Source organism: Sphingobium sp., assembly GCF_036170395.1.
In the GTDB taxonomy this organism is placed as follows: domain Bacteria; phylum Pseudomonadota; class Alphaproteobacteria; order Sphingomonadales; family Sphingomonadaceae; genus Sphingobium.
Genome location: NZ_JAVHPD010000010.1, coordinates 32,751 through 50,140, shown reverse-complemented (window position 1 = coordinate 50,140; position 17,390 = coordinate 32,751). Strand labels below are relative to the sequence as shown.

The following is a 17,390-nucleotide window of genomic DNA, read 5'->3' as shown; positions in this document are numbered from 1 at the left end:
GGCCTTAACCCGCCCCTTGGTCCGCGCCGGCGAAGCGCATCTTGTCGGCGGCGCTGGCGTCGGGGAGCAGGAAGTCGACCTTGCCCCTGCCGAAATCGATCGCAACCCGGTCGAAGATCCGCAACGCGCTGATGCCCAGCAGCAGCGCCGGCTTCTCCTGCATTCCGAGTTCGGCAAACGGGCTGGCGTCGGCGAAGAGGACCGGCAGCTCGATAAGATTGACGCGCCCCATCCGCACCGATTTGATGCGGCCGACCTCGGCGCTCATGGTGCCGCCAGTGACGCTGGTAAGGGTCGTGCTGAGCATGGCGGGCGCGCGCTTCTTGGCCAGCAGCTTGTCGCGCAGCGCCAGATTGCCGATGCTGTAATTGGTGCCGGTGTCGAGCATGATGTTGACCCGCATCCCATTCACTTCGGAATCGAGCAGGATGAGCTGGCCGCGCCTGCGCCGCGCCTCCACGACGATCGTGTCGGGATCGACCCGCGCGGCACGGCGGGCGTTGCTGCTGGCGATCTCCATGCGGCCGGTGCGGAAATTGAGCGTCACCCTTTTGGCGTGCAGGCTGTCGAGACCCAACAGCCCCGGTGCGCCGAGATGCTCGCCCTCCAGCACCGGGGCGACGATGTCGTCCACCTTGCCACCGCCGAAGGTCAGGTTCGGCACTGCGACCGTGCCGGCTTCGGCGCGGCCGGTCATGCTGATGATCGTCACATTTTCCTTGGGCGGCAGGGCAAGTTGCTGCGCCAGATCGCGGGCGATGACGGTGCGCTGCGATCCGGTGTCGATAATGAAGTTCCACGGCCCCTTGCCGTCGATCGAAATGGGGATGGTGACGCGATCGTCGGGATCGGTGGCGGTGCGGACCACCGCCGGCGGCTGGGCAGGATCGAGCGCGGGCGCATCCTGCGCGGGCAGAGGGGTAGCGCCAAGCGCCAGCAGGACGCCCGGCCAGACGGCGATCCGTGCCATATCCTCATCCTTCCCTTTTTGTTGAGGGTGCTTATATCATGGGTACGGTCAGTCGCGCCAGCGGCACCTTCTGCTTGATTTTCCGACCGGTCCCGCCTTGACTTGCGGGGGAGCGGCCCGGTAAACGCCAGAATATCCACCCGCCCGTCCGGCGCGGGAACCGGCAGGCGTCCTGCCCGCTTCTCTCCTCATCCCCTCTACGCCCATCTCCATCCTCTCCATCGGACCGACCCGCATATGCATCTCAAGGATCTCAAGAAACAAGCGCCCGCCGACCTCGTCACCATGGCCGAGGAACTGGGCGTCGAAGGCGCATCGACGCTGCGCAAGCAGGATCTGATGTTCGCGATCCTGAAGGCCGAGGCGGAGAATGGCGAGCAGATCATGGGCGAGGGCACGATCGAGGTGCTGCCCGACGGCTTCGGCTTCCTGCGCAGCCCCGAAGCGAACTTCCTGGCCGGTCCCGACGACATCTATGTCTCGCCCAACCAGGTGCGCAAGTTCGGCCTGCGCACGGGCGATACGGTGGAAGGCGAAATCCGCGCGCCCAAGGATGGCGAGCGCTATTTCGCGCTGACCAAGCTCAACACCGTCAATTTCGACGATCCCGACGCGGTCCGCCACCGCGTCAATTTCGATAACCTGACGCCGCTCTATCCCGAGCAGAAGCTGCGGCTCGACACGCTTGATCCGACGATCAAGGACAAGTCGGCCCGCGTCATCGATATCGTGTCGCCGCAGGGCAAGGGCCAGCGCACGCTGATCGTCGCGCCGCCGCGCGTCGGCAAGACGGTGATGCTCCAGAATATCGCCAAGGCGATCACCGACAATCATCCCGAAGTCTTCCTAATCGTGCTGCTGATCGACGAACGGCCGGAAGAAGTCACCGACATGCAGCGCAGCGTGAAGGGCGAGGTCGTGTCCTCCACCTTCGACGAGCCGGCCACCCGCCACGTCCAAGTCGCCGAAATGGTGATCGAGAAGGCCAAGCGCTTGGTGGAACACAAGAAGGACGTGGTCATCCTGCTCGATTCGATCACGCGCCTCGGCCGCGCCTACAACACCGTCGTGCCGTCCTCGGGCAAGGTGCTGACGGGCGGTGTCGACGCCAATGCGCTCCAGCGGCCCAAGCGCTTCTTCGGCGCGGCGCGCAATATCGAGGAAGGCGGGTCGCTCTCGATCATCGCCACCGCGCTGATCGACACCGGCAGCCGCATGGACGAGGTCATCTTCGAAGAATTCAAGGGCACCGGCAACTCGGAAATCGTGCTGGACCGCAAGGTGGCGGACAAGCGCATCTTCCCGGCGCTCGATGTCGGCAAGTCCGGCACCCGCAAGGAAGAGCTGCTGGTCGACAAGCCGACGCTCAGCAAGATGTGGGTGCTCCGCCGCATCCTGATGCAGATGGGCACGATCGACGCGATGGAATTCCTGCTCGACAAGATGAAGGATTCCAAGACCAACGAGGATTTCTTCGCGACGATGAACCAGTAAGCGGAAGGGACGTTAGACCGCGATGTTCGACCTTCTCGCCACGGCTGCCGCCGCTGCCCAGGGGCTGGGTTCGCCGGCTGATATCTGGCAGCATATCGTCAATGATTTCAGCAATATAACCTCGCCATCAGCGCTGTCCGCCTTCGTGCAGGTGCTGATGATCGACGTGCTGCTGGCAGGCGACAATGCGATCGTCGTCGGCGCGCTGGCGGCGGGGCTGCCGACCGATCAGCGCAAGAAGGTGATCCTGATCGGCATTCTTGCCGCTCTGGTCCTTCGCATCGCCTTCGCGCTGGTGGTGAGCCAGCTCATGCAGATCGTCGGCCTCATCCTGGCGGGCGGGCTGCTGCTGCTCTGGGTGAGCTGGAAGATGTGGCGCGAGCTGCATCCCAAGCGTGGGGCAGAGACGCCGACCGATCCGAGCGACGATGACGTGTCCGGCGTGCGCCCGGCCAAGAGCTTCGCCGGCGCGGCCTGGGCGGTCGCGGTCGCCGACGTGTCGATGAGCCTCGACAATGTGCTGGCGGTTGCCGGCGCGGCGCGCGAGCATCCGGGCATTTTGATGATCGGACTGGTGCTGTCGGTCGCACTGATGGGCATCGCCGCCAATGTCATCGCCCATTATATCGAGCGCTTCCGCTGGATCGCCTATCTGGGCCTTGCGGTCATCATCTATGTGGCGGTGAAGATGATCTATGACGGCTTTGTCGATCATCAGGTCGGGATATTGACGCTGTTCGCCTGACGACGGGGTAACTTGCAAAGAAGGGGACGGCTTCGGAAGACGCTGTCCCCTTTTTCGTGGCAAAGCCCGGTCAGGGGATCAATATGGTCGCGCCGGTGGTCTGGCGGGATTCCAGGGCGCGATGTGCTTCGGCTGCGTCCTTGAGCGCGAAACGCTGGCCGATCACCGGCCGGATCGTGCCATCCGCCATGCGATCGAACAGGCGCGCGGCGGTGTGGTCCAGTTCGGCGCGAGACGCGACATAGTCGAACAGCGTAGGGCGCGTAACGTAGAGCGACCCGCCCCGGCTCAGCTCCAGCAGGCTGATCGGCGGCACCGCGCCTGACGCATTGCCGTAGCTCACCATCAGGCCGCGCCGCTTGAGGCTGGCGAGCGAGGCAGTCCAGCTGTCCTTGCCCACGCCATCATAGACGATATCGACGCCGTTGCCGCCCGTCAGCGCCCGCACCTCGTCCGCGAGCCTGTCCAAAGGCCCATGGAGGCTGTGGTCCGCCGAAACTCGCGCCGCCTTCTCGGGCGATCCGCTATGGGCGATCACGGTTACGCCCTTCGCGCGCAACCATGGCACCAGCACCGAGCCGACCCCGCCGGCGGCGGCATGGACCAGCGCGATCTGCCCCGGCTCCAGAGCTGCGACATCCTCCGCCAGGAAGCAGGCGGTCATGCCCTTGAGCATCATCGCGGCGGCATCTTCAGAGGCGCGGGCGTCGGGCAGGTGGACGAGATGCGCCGCCGCGACACGCCAGTGGGTGCAATAGCTGCCCTTTCCCGTGCCGCTCGCCACCCGGTCGCCGGGTTTGAAGTCGGCAACGCCGGGGCCGACCGCCATGACGCGGCCCGCGCCTTCGAAACCGGGAGTCAGCGGGAGATCGGCAGGATAGAGGCCGGTGCGGAAATAGGTGTCGATATAGTTGAGGCCGACCGCCTCAACCGCCACCAGCACCTCGCCTTCACCCGGCTGGCCCGGATCGAAGGGTTCGGCAACAAGCACCTCCGGCCCGCCATGCGCCTTGACGACGATCCGCCAGGGCGCTGCGCTCATGCCAGATGCTCGGCGAAGAAATCGGCGGTGCGGCGGTCGGCCAGTTCCGCCGCTTCGTCCACCCGGCGATCGCCCATTTCCGTGGCGAAGCCATGGTCGAGCCCTTCATAGTCATAAAGGGTGACATGGCGATTGTCCTTCAATCCTTCGTGCATCGCCTTCTGCGTGTCGGCGGGCACGAAGCCGTCATTGGTCGGGATGTGCAGCATCAGCGGCTTGCCGATCGCGTGCTGCTCGCCCAGCAGCCCATCGATGCCGACGCCATAATAGCCGACGAACGCATCGCCATCGGTCCGGCACGCGGCCATGAAGGCCAGCCGGCCGCCCAGGCAATAGCCGACCAGCCCGACCTTGCCTGACCCGCCGAGCTTCGCGCGCGCCGCCTTGATCGTCGCTTCCAGGTCGCGGATGCCCTGATCCTGGTTGAATTTGGGGATATATGCCAATGCCTGCTGCATCTCTTCGGACACGTCGGCGTCGAGTTCGATATGCGGTTCGATCCGCCAGAACAGATCGGGCGCGATGGCGAGATAGCCCGCCTTTGCCCAATTGTCGCATTTGCGGCGTATACCCTCGTTCACGCCGAAAATTTCCTGGATGACGATGATCGCGGCCGATGCCTCGCCCTCCGGCGTCGCGACATAGGCGTCGAACTGCGCGCCGCCTTCCAGCGTAGTGACAGGGGTGAACTCGCCCATTTCGATTCCTCTCAGCCGATGATGGTGGGGCCATATTGAGCGCTAAAGGACGCGGCGCAACCTCCTTCTCCCTTAACAATTTGCCTTTTGGACGCGAACTGCGGCATGACGGCGTGCAGGCGCGCCGCGACAGGGAAGGGCAGCAGAATGAAGGTTACCGTCGACGTGGATTGCACCCCGGCCGAAGCGCGGTCCTTTCTGGGCCTCCCCGACGTGACGCCCATCCACGACAAATATATCAAGACCATGCTCGACAGCTTCGACGGCGTGGGCAGCGTCGAGCAGATGGAGACTCTGTTCAAGAGCTTCTCGCCGCTCGGCGACGCGGGGATGCGGCTGTTCCAGCAGATGATGAATGTCGGACTGGCCGGGATGGGCGGCGGCAAGGACGACAAGAAATAGGTCCCATGACGCAGGGCAGGGGCGGCACGATCTTCGCCCTGTCGAGCGGCGCGCCGCCGGCGGGGATAGCCGTCATTCGGATAAGTGGAACGGGCGCGCGGACCGCACTGGCGGCGCTGGCGCGGCGCGTGCCGCCGGCGCGTCAGGCGAGCCTTGCGCTGCTGAAAGACCCGATGGATGGCGGCGCGCTCGATCGCGCTTTGCTGTTGTGGCTGCCCGGCCCGGCGACGGTGACGGGCGAGGATATGGCCGAATTGCACTGCCATGGCGGCCGCGCAGTAGTGGCGGCCGTGGAGAGCGCGCTGGCCGCCCTGCCCGGACTGCGGCGGGCCGAGCCGGGCGAGTTCACGCGCCGCGCGTTCGAAAATGGCCGGATGGACCTGAATGCGGTCGAGGGGCTTTCCGACCTGCTCGCCGCCGAAACCCAGTCGCAGCGTCGCGCTGCGCTGGCGATGGCGGAGGGGCATTTCTCGCGCCGGGTCGAGGACTGGCGGCAGCGGTTGCTGGACCTGTCGGCCATGGCGGAGGCGGCGCTCGACTTTTCCGACGAAGATGATGTGCCCGATGACGCGATTGAGGGGCGGGTCAGCGGTGAGATCGCGGCCATGATGCGGGAGGTTGGCGCTGTGCTTGCTGCGCCGCCGGCCGAGCGATTGCGGGACGGAGTGCGGGTCGTGCTGGCAGGACCGCCCAACGCCGGCAAGTCCACCTTGCTCAACGCGCTGGTCGGGCGCGACGCAGCCATCGTTTCCGACATCGCCGGAACGACGCGCGACCGGATCGAGGTGCCGGTGGCGATCGACGGGGTCGCCTATCTCTTCACCGACACGGCAGGGCTGCGGGCGGACAGCGGTGACGCGGTCGAAGCGATCGGGATCGACCGGGCGCGCGCCGCGTTGGACGCGGCCGATATCATCCTGTGGCTGGGCAAGACGGATGATCTGCCGCGACCCGACGCGATCCTGGTCGCAGCGCAAAGCGACCGGGCAGGCGCGGCTCGCCCCGGCCTACGCCTATCAGCGCTGACCGGCGAGGGGATGGACGCGCTGCGGGCGATGTTGCATCGGCGCGCTTCGGCGCTGCTCCCGGGGGACAGCGACCATGCCCTGCACGCGCGACAGAGACAGCGAGTGGGACAGCTGTTTGCCCATTTGCAGGGCGCGGTCGCGACAAGCGATCTGCTGGTCGCGGCGGAGGAATTGCGGCTGGCGCGGGGGGCGATCGACGCGCTGACGGGGCGCGCGGGGACCGAGGATATGCTCGACCGGCTTTTTTCAGGCTTCTGTATCGGCAAATGAACCTGTTCCACGTGGAACGTTTTTGACCGATGCCGCCCCGATCTGATAAGGGGCGGCCATGCAGACAAGCTATGACGTGATCGTGGTCGGCGGCGGCCATGCCGGCTGCGAAGCCGCCGCAGCGGCAGCGCGCAAGGGGGCGCGCGTGGCGTTGCTCACCTTTGCGCGGGCGACGGTCGGCGCAATGTCGTGCAATCCGGCGATTGGCGGGCTGGGCAAGGGTCATCTGGTGCGGGAAGTCGATGCGCTGGACGGGCTGATCGCGCGCGCCGCCGACGAAGCTGCAATCCACTATCGGATGCTCAACAGCAGCAAGGGCGCTGCGGTGCAGGGGCCGCGCGTGCAGGCGGATCGCAAGCGCTATCGGGCGGCGATCCATCGGCTGCTCGACGCCCAGAATGGATTGACGGTCGTTGAGGGTGAGGCCGACTCGCTGCTGCTGTCCGACGGCAAAGTTGCCGGTGTGGGGCTGGCCGGTGGGCAGGCGCTGGGCGCATCGGCTGTTGTTCTTGCCACGGGCACCTTCCTGGGCGGACGGCTTTTTCGCGGCGATGAACGGGAGGAAGGCGGCCGGATCGGCGAGCAGGCTGCGACGATATTGGGCATGCAGCTCCGCGCGCTGGGCCTGCCGATTGCGCGGCTCAAGACCGGGACGCCGCCCCGGCTCGACGGGCGGACGATCAACTGGGCGCGGCTGGAGACGCAACCGTCGGACGGACAGGACTGGACCATGTCGCCGCTGACCCCGGCCCGCGTCCTGCCGCAGCTTTCCTGCGCCATCACCCGCACCAATAACGAGACTCACCGGATCATCCGCGAAGGGCTGGGCCGGTCGCCTTTGTTCAGCGGGGCTATAGAGGGGCAGGGGCCACGTTACTGCCCGTCGATCGAGGACAAGGTGCTGCGCTTCGGCGACCGCGACGAGCATCAGATATTTCTGGAGCCCGAAGGGCTGGACGATCCGCTCGTCTATCCCAACGGGATCAGCACGTCGCTGCCGACCGACGTGCAGGTGGCGATGCTGCGGTCGATGGCGGGGCTGGAGCAGGCGGAGATCGTCGTGCCCGGCTATGCGGTCGAATATGACCATATCGACCCGCGCGCACTCGACGCATCACTGGCGGTGCGGGACGTGCCGGGGCTGTTCTGCGCGGGTCAGATCAACGGCACGACCGGCTATGAGGAGGCGGCGGCGCAGGGGCTTGTGGCGGGCGCCAATGCTGCTGCGTGGGCGGGCGGCGGCGACACCATGATCCTGGATCGCGCGACATCCTATATCGGCGTGATGATCGACGATCTGGTGTTGCAGGGCGTGACTGAGCCTTATCGGATGCTGACGGCCCGGGCAGAGTATCGGCTCCGGCTGCGGGCGGACAATGCAGAGACGCGGCTCGGCGAAATCGGTCTGCGCCATGGCTTGATCGGGCCGGCGCGCTCGGCACGACTGGCGGAGCGGGCGAGGCTGCGCACCAGGGTCGAAGCTGCGTTGGGGCAGATGATGACGGCGAGCGCGCTGGCGAAAGCAGGCGTGCCGGTGCGGCAGGATGGCGCAAGGCGCAGCCTGTTCGAATGGGCACGCTTCCCGGAAGTCGATGCGACGCTGCTGCTGGATCTTGCACCAGCGCTGCGGGAAGCGCCTGCCGAGCTGCGCGCCGAAATGTTGGAGGACGCGCATTATGCGCCCTATCTCCAGCGGCAGGACGCCGAGATTGCCGAGCTTCGGCGCAACGAACGGGTGCATATTCCGACGGGATTCGACTATCGCCATATCGGCGGACTTTCCAACGAGATGATCGAGCGACTCGAATCGGCGCGGCCGGACACGTTAGCCGCCGCTGCGCGCATCCGGGGCATCACGCCCGCCGCGCTGGCTGCAATCCTCGTCCATATCCGACGCGAGGCGGCGTGACCGAGCAGGAGGCGCGCGCATGGATGGACGCGCAGTTCGATGTTTCACGTGAAACATGGGAGAGGCTTGAAGCCTATGTCGCCATGCTGCTGGCCGAGGCGGACGAGCAGAATCTGATCGCCGAATCGACCAAGGCGCATATATGGGCGCGACATATCGTCGATTCAGCCCAGTTGCTGACCCACGCGGCGTGGGTCGATGGCGAGTGGATGGATCTGGGGTCGGGAGCGGGGCTGCCGGGAATAGTGGTTGCCTGTCTGCGACCGGACCCCTTGGTCATGGTCGAATCGCGCCGCAAGCGGGTCGCGTTTCTGGAGCAGGTGATCTCCGCACTGGGTTTATCCAATGCCCGCGTCCATGGCGGACGAGTTGAACAGGTTCCCGCTACCCCAGCGGCGGTCATCAGCGCGCGGGCTTATGCTCCTCTGCGCAAGCTGCTCCAGTCCGCGCTGCACCTGTCCGATAAAAATACGCTGTGGGTGCTGCCCAAGGGGCGAAATGCGGAAAATGAACTGGAGGCGGCGCGTCCGGCATGGCAGGGTGTGTTCCACGTGGAACCCAGCGTGACCGATCGCGAAAGCGCCATCATTATCGCTCGAGGGGTCCGACCCGCCGGCAAGAGGAAGCATCGCCCATGATCCGCATCGCCATCGCCAATCAGAAAGGCGGGGTCGGCAAGACCACGACCGCGATCAACCTCGCGACGGGGCTTGCGGCGACGGGCCTGCGGGTGCTGCTGGTCGATCTCGATCCGCAGGGCAACGCCTCTACCGGCCTCGGCATCGGGCAGGCGGATCGCGCGCAGTCGAGCTATGACCTGTTGGTCGGTAATTGCGCGCTGGACGATACGATCGTCACTACCCGCGTGCCCAAGCTCGACCTTGTCCCCGCGACGCAGGACTTGTCGGGCGCGGAGATCGAACTGATCGACTATGAAGAGCGTACGCATCGGCTGGCGCGGGTGCTGGACGAGGCGCAGCCGGGCAGGTGGGACATCTGCCTGATCGATTGTCCGCCTTCGCTCGGCCTGCTGACGATCAACGCGATGGTCGCGGCGCAATCGTTGCTGGTGCCGCTGCAATGCGAGTTTTTCGCGCTGGAGGGGCTCTCGCAATTGCTCACGACGGTCGAGCGGATTCGCGGGCGGTTCAACCCCGGCCTGTCGATCATGGGCGTAGCGCTCACCATGTATGACCGGCGCAACCGGCTGACTGATCAGGTGGCGGACGATGTGCGCGCGTGTCTCGGCGATCTCGTCTTTTCCACGGTCATCCCGCGCAACGTCCGCCTGTCCGAAGCGCCGAGCCATGGCGTGCCGGCGCTGATCTACGACTTTCGATGCTCAGGATCGGAAGCCTATATGCGGCTCGCGCGCGAATTGATCGCGCGCCTGCCCCGCCAGGAGGTTGCGGCTTGAGCGACGACACGACCGAGAAGCCCAAGGCGGCGAAGCGTCCGCAGGGACTGGGGCGGGGCTTGTCCGCGCTGCTGGGCGATGTGACGCGCGAGGAGCCGGCCGCCGCCGCCGCGCCGCAGGCCAATGGCAAGGCGGTGCAGAGCATCGAGGTGGCGCTGATCCATCCGCACCCGGAACAGCCGCGCCGCCATTTCGATGAGGCCGCCTTGCAGGAGCTGGCCGACAGCATCGCCAAGCGCGGCGTCATCCAGCCGATCATCGTGCGGCCGCATGGCGGCGGGTTCCAGATCATCGCCGGCGAGCGTCGCTGGCGCGCGGCACAGCGGGTGCAGCTTCATCGCATTCCCGCCATCGTTCGCGACTTTAACGAGCAGGAAACGCTCGAAATCGCGCTGATCGAAAATATCCAGCGCGAGGATCTCAACCCGATCGAGGAGGCCGAGGCCTATCGCAAGCTGATCGCCGAATTCCATCATAGCCAGGAAGCGCTGGGGCGGATCGTCGGCAAATCGCGCAGCCATGTCGCCAATCTGATGCGCCTGCTGGAGCTGCCGGCGAGCGTGCAGGACCAGGTGATGCAGGGCCGCATCTCCATGGGCCATGCCCGCGCGCTGATCGGCGCGCCCGATTGCGAGCGGCTGGCAGGGCAGGTGGAGCAGAAGAAGCTGTCGGTCCGCGACACCGAACAGCTGGTACGGCGGACGAAGACCGGGGACGATGCGCCGACCGGACGGAAGAGCGGCGGCGGCGGCAGCTCTGGCAAAGACCCGGATATTGCCGCGCTGGAGCAGCATCTGTCCGACATATTGGGCCTCAAGGTCGGGATCGCCCATGATGGCGGCGCGGCGGGCGGGATGCTCGCGCTGCGCTACTCCAATCTCGACCAGCTCGATATGCTCTGCCAGCGGCTTTCGGGCGAGCGCATCTAGTGGATTGATTTTGACATTTGCATCCCCTGGAGGCTGGGATGGGTCTGCAAATGTCAAAATCGTAAAATCCACTAGAACATATATTTCTAGTGGTCCGAGAAGATTCTGACATTCGAGCGCGCCTTCGCTTCAAACGGCACCGAATGTCAGAATAGGACCACTAGCCCTAGTCTTTTGGCGGGGCGGCTCCTAGGTTGGCGGCATGGCCGATATGCTTTCCACCGCCGCCGCGCCCGCGGTCATCCGCCGCGCCGACTATCGCGTTCCCGACTGGCTGGTGCCGGAGGTCGCGCTCGACTTCGATCTCGACCCCGCGCTTACCCGCGTCCGCGCGGTGCTGTCGGTGGTCCGCAATGGCGAGCATGACCGGCCGCTGCGGCTCGACGGCGACGGGCTGATCCCGCTGGAGGTGAAGATAGACGGGCGGCTGCTGACGGATGCCGAATGGCATCTGGACGCGGGCGCGCTCATCATTGCGCTGCCGGGTGAGGCGCACAGCGTAGAAACGCTTGTCGAACTGGCTCCGGCGAGCAACAGCAAGCTGATGGGGCTTTATGCAAGCGGCGGGCTGCTCTGCACCCAATGCGAGGCGGAGGGGTTCCGGCGGATCACCTTCTTCCCCGACCGGCCCGATGTGCTGTCCCGCTACAGCGTGCGGATGACGGCCGACAAGGCGCGTTTCCCGGTGCTGCTCGCCAATGGCGATCCGATCGCGCAGGGCGTGCTGGCGGACGGGCGGCACTGGGCGCAGTGGGACGATCCCTATCCCAAGCCCTGCTATCTGTTCGCGCTGGTAGCGGGCGACCTTGCGTGCAACGTCGACCAGTTCGTGACGATGAGCGGGCGCGAAGTGCGGCTCGGCATCTGGGTCAAGGAGACCGACCTGCCGCGCACCGCTCATGCGATGCAGGCGCTCAAAAACAGCATGGCGTGGGACGAGCGCGTCTATGGCCGCGAATATGATCTGGACGTGTTCAACATCGTCGCCGTTGCCGACTTCAATTTCGGGGCGATGGAGAATAAAGGCCTCAACATCTTCAACTCGCGCTATATTCTCGCCGACCCGGAGACCGCGACCGACATCGACTATGACGGCGTCGAGGGGGTCGTGGCGCATGAATATTTCCACAACTGGTCGGGCAACCGAGTCACCTGCCGCGACTGGTTCCAGCTGAGCCTCAAGGAAGGCTTCACCGTCTTTCGCGACCAGAATTTCTCGGCCGATATGGGCAGCCATGCGGTCAAGCGGATCGAGGATGTCCGCATCCTGCGCGCGGGGCAGTTCCAGGAGGATAATGGCCCGCTCGCCCATCCGGTCCGGCCAGAATCCTATATGGAAATCAGCAACTTCTACACATCGACCATCTACAACAAGGGCGCGGAGCTGATCCGCATGATGGCGTTGATGCTTGGGCCGGAACGGTTTCGGATGGGCACCGACCTCTATTTCGACCGGCATGACGGGCAGGCCGCGACCTGCGAGGACTTCGTACTGGCGATGGAGGAGGGCGGCGGCATCGACCTTGGCCAGTTCCGCCTCTGGTACGAGCAGGCGGGGACGCCCCATGTCCGCGCGCTGCTGTCGCATGATCCAGCAACGCAGACGGTCGAACTGGCGCTGGAGCAGACGCTGCCGCCGACCCCCGGCCAGCCGGACAAGCAGCCGATGGCGGTTCCGCTGCGCACCGCTTTGTTCGATCCCGCCACGGGGCAGCATCATGGCGATGAACTGCTGATGCTGACGGAGGCGAAGCAGAGCTTCCGCTTCGAGGGCTTCGCCGCGCCGCCGATCCTCTCGATCAACCGCGGCTTTTCCGCGCCGGTGATCGTCGAAACCAACCGCAGCCAGGCCGATCTCGCCTTCCTATCGGCGCATGACGACGATCCCTTCGCCCGCTATGAGGCGATGCAGCAACTGATGGTCAATGTGCTCGTCGGCCGGGTCGCAGGCCAGGCGGCGGACGATCAGGCAGTGGTCGAGGCGATCCGCAACACGCTGACCAACCCGCTGCTCGACCCGGCCTTCATTGCCGAAACGATCCGGCTGCCGAGCGAAGCCTATCTCGGCGATCAGATGGCGCGGGTGGACCCCGATGCCATCCACGCGGCGCGCGACGCGCTCCAGCAGAAGATCGGCGCGGCGCTGGAGCCGCTATGGCGCGACATTCATGCGCGCACCAAGGCGAACGGCTTTTCGCTGTCGTCGGCCGCCAAAGGCGCGCGCAAGCTGCGCAACGCGGCGCTCCATTATCTGGTTGCGTCGGGCGCAGCGGACGGTCCCGCGATCGCTTTCGCCCAGTTCAGCGAGGCAGACAATATGACCGAGCGGCAGGCGGCGCTCGGCACGCTGGCGAACGGCACAAGTCCCGAGCGCGAGGCGGCACTCGACATTTTCTACAACCGCTATGCCGACGATGCGCTGACGCTCGACAAATGGTTCCAGACGCAGGCTTTCGCGCTGCATCCCGATACGGTGGCGCAGGTCGAGGAACTGGGGCGGCACAAGGATTTCACCCTCGCCAATCCCAATCGGGTGCGGTCGCTTTATGGAGCGTTTGCGGCAAACCAGTGGGCGTTCCACCACGCATCGGGGAAAGGATATGCGCTGGTGGCGGACTGCATCATCGCGCTCGATCGGCTCAATCCGCAGACCGCCGCGCGGCTCGTGCCGCCGCTGGGACGCTGGCGGCGCTTCGATGAGGCGCGGGCGGCGCTGATGCGGGGGGAATTGCAGCGGATCCTGGCGCAGCCGGGGCTGTCGAAGGATGTTACGGAGCAGGCAGGGAAGAGTCTGGAGTAAGTTCCGTGCTCCTGCGAAAGCAGGAGCCCAGGGCGGCTACGGACTGCCGGTTAACCCTGGGCTCCGGCTTTCGCCGGAGCACGAAATTAATCTTTCACAGCCGCGACCCAGGCGGCGACGTCGGTGGCCACCTTGTTTGCGGCGCTGTTGAGGGGGACACCGACGGTCGTGGCGTCGATCTTGGCGCCCACCGGCGCGCTCGCGGTGAAGCGCTGGCGGGCGAGGGCGACGCCCGCGGGGGTGGTCAGCACCGCGTCATAGGTGACGATGGCGCTGTTGCTGGGTTCGTCGATTTGGAAGGCGACCAGCTCGCCTGACAGGCGCTGCCCGCCGTCACCCGAAAACTGCCCGCTGTCGAGCACGACCCGGTCGGTGGTGGCGGAAATGGTTTCGGCGAGCAGGCGGCGGAACAAATGGCGCGGCGTGTCGGCCCATTGCACCTTCACCACATAGGCGACCGACGTCGGCGAGGTCTGCACCGGCACGCGGATCGTGTCGAGCATCTTGGGCGCTTCGGGATCGGCGACGATCAGCGTGCGCCCGTCGCCCGAGACCCGCGCTGCGCCCGCCGGCACCTTCTGCACAGCGTCGAGAGTCAGCAGCTGGGCAGGCGGTTTGCCGCCGATCGAGACGCAGCCGGACAGAAGGATGGCAGCGGCCAGCGCGGTCATCGCGCCAAGGGGTTTCGCGTGGATCATCGTCCGCATCTCTTTCATCATCATGGCTTGTAATCCGGCAGCTTGGGCGATCCGACCAGCGAGCTTGCGCCCTGCTGGTCGAGCTTTTCGGCGACGCCGCGGAAGGCGCGCGACATTTCGCGCAGGTCGCGGACCAGCTGATTGACCTCCGGCATGGTCTGGCTGCTGAAGGCGCGGACGCCCGGCTGCGCTTCGCCGATCGTCTTGTCGAGCGTGTCGATGCTGCGGCTCGCGGCCTGCACCGTCTTGCGAAGGTCGGCCATCAGCGGCTTGCCCTGATCGTTGAGCAGCGAGTCGGTGGTGGCGGCGAGCTTGCCGATCTGTTCCACGGCGACACCAGTGCGCTGCACCGCAACGCGCGCTTCGGCGAGAGTCGCCGCGATCTCCGGGCTGCGATCGGCGAGCGCGCCCGACACGCGCTCGACATTGGCGAGGATGCCGGCGATCGACTGCTGATTCTTGTCGTTCAGCAGCTCGGTCAGCCGCTCGGTGAGCGTCGAGAGACGCTCCAGCAGCTGCGGCGCATTGTTCAGCAGTTCGCCGAGCGCGCCGGGCTTGGTCGGAATGACCGGCACACCATCGGGGCAGGCGGCGGTGACATTTTCAGGCGGGCAGAGGATCGGCGGCGCCCCCTTGACCGCGCCGTCGAGCACGATTTCGCTGACCCCGGTGAAGCCGACGCCCGAGATGGTGGCGGTGGTGCCCTGCAAGACGGGGGTGCCCTCGCGCACCGAAATACGGACCTTCACGAAGCTGGGATCGCGCTTCCACAGCTCTATCGTCTCGACCTGCCCTGAAGGGACGCCTGCATAATTGACCGCCGACCCCTTGGCGAGGCCGTTCACCGACTGCTTGAAGAAGATGTCATATTCCTGATTGTCGCCCTGCGACAGGCGCGAGAACCAGAAGGCGGCAGCCATGATCGCGGCCAGCAGCAACAGCGTGACCGTGCCGACCAGCACATGATTGGAGCGGGTTTCCATATCCTATCGCCTTCCGTCCGGCGGGCCGTCCGCCGCCCTGTTCTTTTCGCGTGTCACCGCCGCGGTCGCGGCGCGGCCGCGCGGGCCGTTGAAATATTCCTGGATCCACGGATGATCGGTCGCCAGCAATTCGTCGATCGTGCCGACCGCGATCACGCGCTTGTCGGCCAGCACCGCCACCCGATCGCAGATCGAATAGAGCGTATCGAGATCATGGGTAATGAGAAAGACAGTGAGGCCCAGCGTCTGCTGCAACTGGCGCGTCTGCTCGTCGAATGCCGCCGCGCCGATCGGATCGAGCCCGGCGGTCGGCTCGTCGAGGAAGAGCAGGTCGGGATCGAGCGCCAATGCGCGGGCGAGGCCAGCGCGCTTCTTCATGCCGCCCGACAGCTCGGCGGGATATTTGGGGCCGGCTTCGGTGGGAAGGCCGGTCATGCGAATCTTGTAGGCGGCGATCTCGTCGCGCAGCTGCGGCCCGATATTGGGATAATATTCGCGGATCGGCACTTCGACATTTTCGGCGACGGTAAGGGTCGAAAACAGCGCGCCGCCCTGAAACAGCACGCCCCAGCGCTTGCGGATCGCCAGCGCCTCATCGTCCAGCCGGCCGATCATCGATTCGCCAAAGACGCAGATTTCGCCCTCGTCGGGCGTCTGGAGGCCGATGATCGAGCGCATCAGCACCGACTTGCCCGTGCCCGATCCGCCGACCACGCCCAATATCTCGCCCTTGCGCACGTCGAGGTCGAGATTGTCATGCACGGTCTGGTCGCCGAAGCTGTTCTTGAGGCCGCGCACCTTGATGGCGACGTCATTATGCTCGAACGCTTCCTCGACGCGCTGCTCCTCAGCAGCGATCATGTCTTCCTCGCGCATCAGGTCCACCCTACCCAAGTGAAGAAGACGGCGAAGAAGGCGTCGATGACGATGACGAGGAAGATCGCCTGCACCACCGCGGCAGTCGTGCGCAGGCCGACTTCCTCCGCATTGGCCTTGACCTGCATCCCCTGAAAGCAGCCGGACAGCGCGATGATGATGCCGAATACCGGCGCCTTGATGAGGCCGACCCACAGGTCCGTGATCGGCACCACCTCCCGCAACCTCTGGACGAACGTGATCGGCGGGATGTCGAGTGCCACCGCGCAGAGGAAGCCGCCGCCGATGACCGCGACGATCGAGCTGTAGAAGCCGAGCAGCGGCATCATGACGACGACCGCCAGGGTGCGCGGCAGCACCAGCGCTTCCATCGGCGAGACGCCGATGGTCCGCATCGCGTCGACTTCTTCGGTCAGCTTCATCGTGCCGAGTTGCGCTGCGAAAGCGGAGCCGGACCGGCCCGCAACCATGATCGCGGTCATGAGCACGCCAAGCTCACGGAAGGTGAGGCGCCCGACCAGGTTGATGGTCAGCATCTCCATGCCGAACTGGCGCAACTGCACCGACCCCTGCTGGGCGATGACGATGCCGATGAGGAAGCTCATGAGGCCGATGATGCCGAGCGCGGACACGCCGACAACCTCGAACCGCTGCACCACCGCGTTGAGGCGGAAGCGGCGCGGGTGGCGGATGATGTTCCAGCTCGCGACCAGCGTGCTGCCGAAAAAGCCGACCAGGCCGACGAGCGTCGAGCCCGCCGTCGTCACGGCCTCGCCGATCTGACCGACGACGCGGGACACGGGATGCACCTTGTCCGGGCGGATGGGGACTGGCTCGTCCAGCTCGCCGACCGCCTCGATCAGCCGCCGCGCATCCTCGCTGCCGCCGCTGATGTCGCAGCCCAGCCGCCGCGCCGTCCGGTGGACGGTCCAGGCGCCGATCGTGTCCATATGGCCGACCTCCGACAGGTCGATCGCCTGCACCGGCCCTTGCACGGCGTCGAGCCGGTTGGGCAGGTCGCGCAGGCACGCTATGGCGAGCGAGCCGGAAAGCCGGATCACCGTGCCGCCGTCGCGTGTGTCCTCGGCAAGATCAGCGGCTGTGTGCATTATGGGGGATGTGTGGTCCA

The 17,390-nt window shown here is 65.8% G+C and carries 16 protein-coding genes; 9 read left to right on the top strand and 7 right to left on the bottom strand.

Translation table 11 applies throughout. From position 1 onward, the window contains the following. Positions 1-4: 4 nt before the first annotated feature. Positions 5-970, bottom strand: a complete 966-nt coding sequence (locus tag V2B31_RS04135; RefSeq protein ID WP_328275619.1) for a retroviral-like aspartic protease family protein — start codon at positions 968-970, stop codon at positions 5-7. Positions 971-1,207: 237 nt separating this feature from the next. On the opposite strand from V2B31_RS04135, the gene rho reads away from it, so the two are divergent. Together rho and V2B31_RS04125 are read left to right on the top strand one after the other, a co-directional pair. After that, positions 1,208-2,464, top strand: coding sequence for a transcription termination factor Rho (gene rho / locus V2B31_RS04130; RefSeq protein WP_328275617.1), 1,257 nt, complete (start codon positions 1,208-1,210; stop codon positions 2,462-2,464). 22 nt (positions 2,465-2,486) lie between these two features. After that, positions 2,487-3,209 carry a YjbE family putative metal transport protein gene (locus V2B31_RS04125; RefSeq protein WP_328275615.1) on the top strand — a complete coding sequence of 241 codons (723 nt, stop codon included), beginning with the start codon at positions 2,487-2,489 and terminating at the stop codon, positions 3,207-3,209. Between the two features lie 70 nt (positions 3,210-3,279). Here V2B31_RS04125 and V2B31_RS04120 read toward each other — a convergent pair whose 3' ends face one another. Both V2B31_RS04120 and V2B31_RS04115 read right to left on the bottom strand, forming a co-directional pair. Then, positions 3,280-4,251: a quinone oxidoreductase family protein gene (locus tag V2B31_RS04120; RefSeq protein ID WP_328275613.1), complete on the bottom strand. Its 972-nt coding sequence runs from the start codon at positions 4,249-4,251 to the stop codon at positions 3,280-3,282. Next, positions 4,248-4,949: a dienelactone hydrolase family protein gene (locus tag V2B31_RS04115; RefSeq protein WP_328275611.1), complete on the bottom strand. Its 702-nt coding sequence runs from the start codon at positions 4,947-4,949 to the stop codon at positions 4,248-4,250. The genes V2B31_RS04120 and V2B31_RS04115 overlap by 4 nt, the downstream gene beginning before the upstream one ends. A gap of 147 nt (positions 4,950-5,096) precedes the next feature. Between V2B31_RS04115 and V2B31_RS04110 the strand changes: the two genes are divergently transcribed. The 7 genes from V2B31_RS04110 (at position 5,097) to pepN (ending at position 13,704) form a co-directional block, all read left to right on the top strand. Then, a complete protein-coding gene (locus V2B31_RS04110) occupies positions 5,097-5,351 on the top strand; it encodes a DUF6489 family protein (RefSeq protein WP_328275609.1) in 255 nt (84 codons plus the stop codon). Between the two features lie 5 nt (positions 5,352-5,356). Next, on the top strand, positions 5,357-6,649 hold the full coding sequence (gene mnmE / locus V2B31_RS04105; RefSeq protein WP_328275607.1) for a tRNA uridine-5-carboxymethylaminomethyl(34) synthesis GTPase MnmE: 1,293 nt from the start codon (positions 5,357-5,359) through the stop codon (positions 6,647-6,649). Positions 6,650-6,707: 58 nt separating this feature from the next. Continuing rightward, on the top strand, positions 6,708-8,558 hold the full coding sequence (gene mnmG / locus V2B31_RS04100; RefSeq protein WP_328275605.1) for a tRNA uridine-5-carboxymethylaminomethyl(34) synthesis enzyme MnmG: 1,851 nt from the start codon (positions 6,708-6,710) through the stop codon (positions 8,556-8,558). After that, entirely contained in the window at positions 8,555-9,196 is a 642-nt protein-coding gene (gene rsmG / locus V2B31_RS04095; protein WP_328275603.1) for a 16S rRNA (guanine(527)-N(7))-methyltransferase RsmG, read from the top strand. Before mnmG ends, rsmG begins: the two co-directional genes overlap by 4 nt. Next, on the top strand, positions 9,193-9,975 hold the full coding sequence (locus V2B31_RS04090; RefSeq protein ID WP_328275601.1) for a ParA family protein: 783 nt from the start codon (positions 9,193-9,195) through the stop codon (positions 9,973-9,975). Before rsmG ends, V2B31_RS04090 begins: the two co-directional genes overlap by 4 nt. After that, entirely contained in the window at positions 9,972-10,904 is a 933-nt protein-coding gene (locus V2B31_RS04085; protein WP_328275599.1) for a ParB/RepB/Spo0J family partition protein, read from the top strand. The genes V2B31_RS04090 and V2B31_RS04085 overlap by 4 nt, the downstream gene beginning before the upstream one ends. A 202-nt stretch (positions 10,905-11,106) precedes the next feature. Continuing rightward, a complete protein-coding gene (gene pepN, locus V2B31_RS04080) occupies positions 11,107-13,704 on the top strand; it encodes an aminopeptidase N (protein WP_328275597.1) in 2,598 nt (865 codons plus the stop codon). A gap of 86 nt (positions 13,705-13,790) precedes the next feature. Here pepN and V2B31_RS04075 read toward each other — a convergent pair whose 3' ends face one another. The 4 genes from V2B31_RS04075 to V2B31_RS04060 are packed head-to-tail and all read right to left on the bottom strand — an operon-like array spanning position 13,791 to position 17,370. Next, complete coding sequence (locus tag V2B31_RS04075; RefSeq protein ID WP_443021796.1) at positions 13,791-14,423, bottom strand: ABC-type transport auxiliary lipoprotein family protein; 633 nt, start codon at positions 14,421-14,423, stop codon at positions 13,791-13,793. Beyond that, positions 14,423-15,385, bottom strand: a complete 963-nt coding sequence (locus V2B31_RS04070) for an MlaD family protein (protein WP_328275595.1) — start codon at positions 15,383-15,385, stop codon at positions 14,423-14,425. The genes V2B31_RS04075 and V2B31_RS04070 overlap by 1 nt, the downstream gene beginning before the upstream one ends. A 3-nt stretch (positions 15,386-15,388) precedes the next feature. Continuing rightward, positions 15,389-16,261: an ABC transporter ATP-binding protein gene (locus V2B31_RS04065; RefSeq protein WP_328275593.1), complete on the bottom strand. Its 873-nt coding sequence runs from the start codon at positions 16,259-16,261 to the stop codon at positions 15,389-15,391. Further along, the gene (locus tag V2B31_RS04060) at positions 16,261-17,370 is read right to left on the bottom strand and encodes an ABC transporter permease (RefSeq protein WP_328275591.1); all 1,110 of its coding nucleotides are present in this window, start codon (positions 17,368-17,370) and stop codon (positions 16,261-16,263) included. Before V2B31_RS04060 ends, V2B31_RS04065 begins: the two co-directional genes overlap by 1 nt. Between the last annotated feature and the right edge of the window lie 20 nt (positions 17,371-17,390).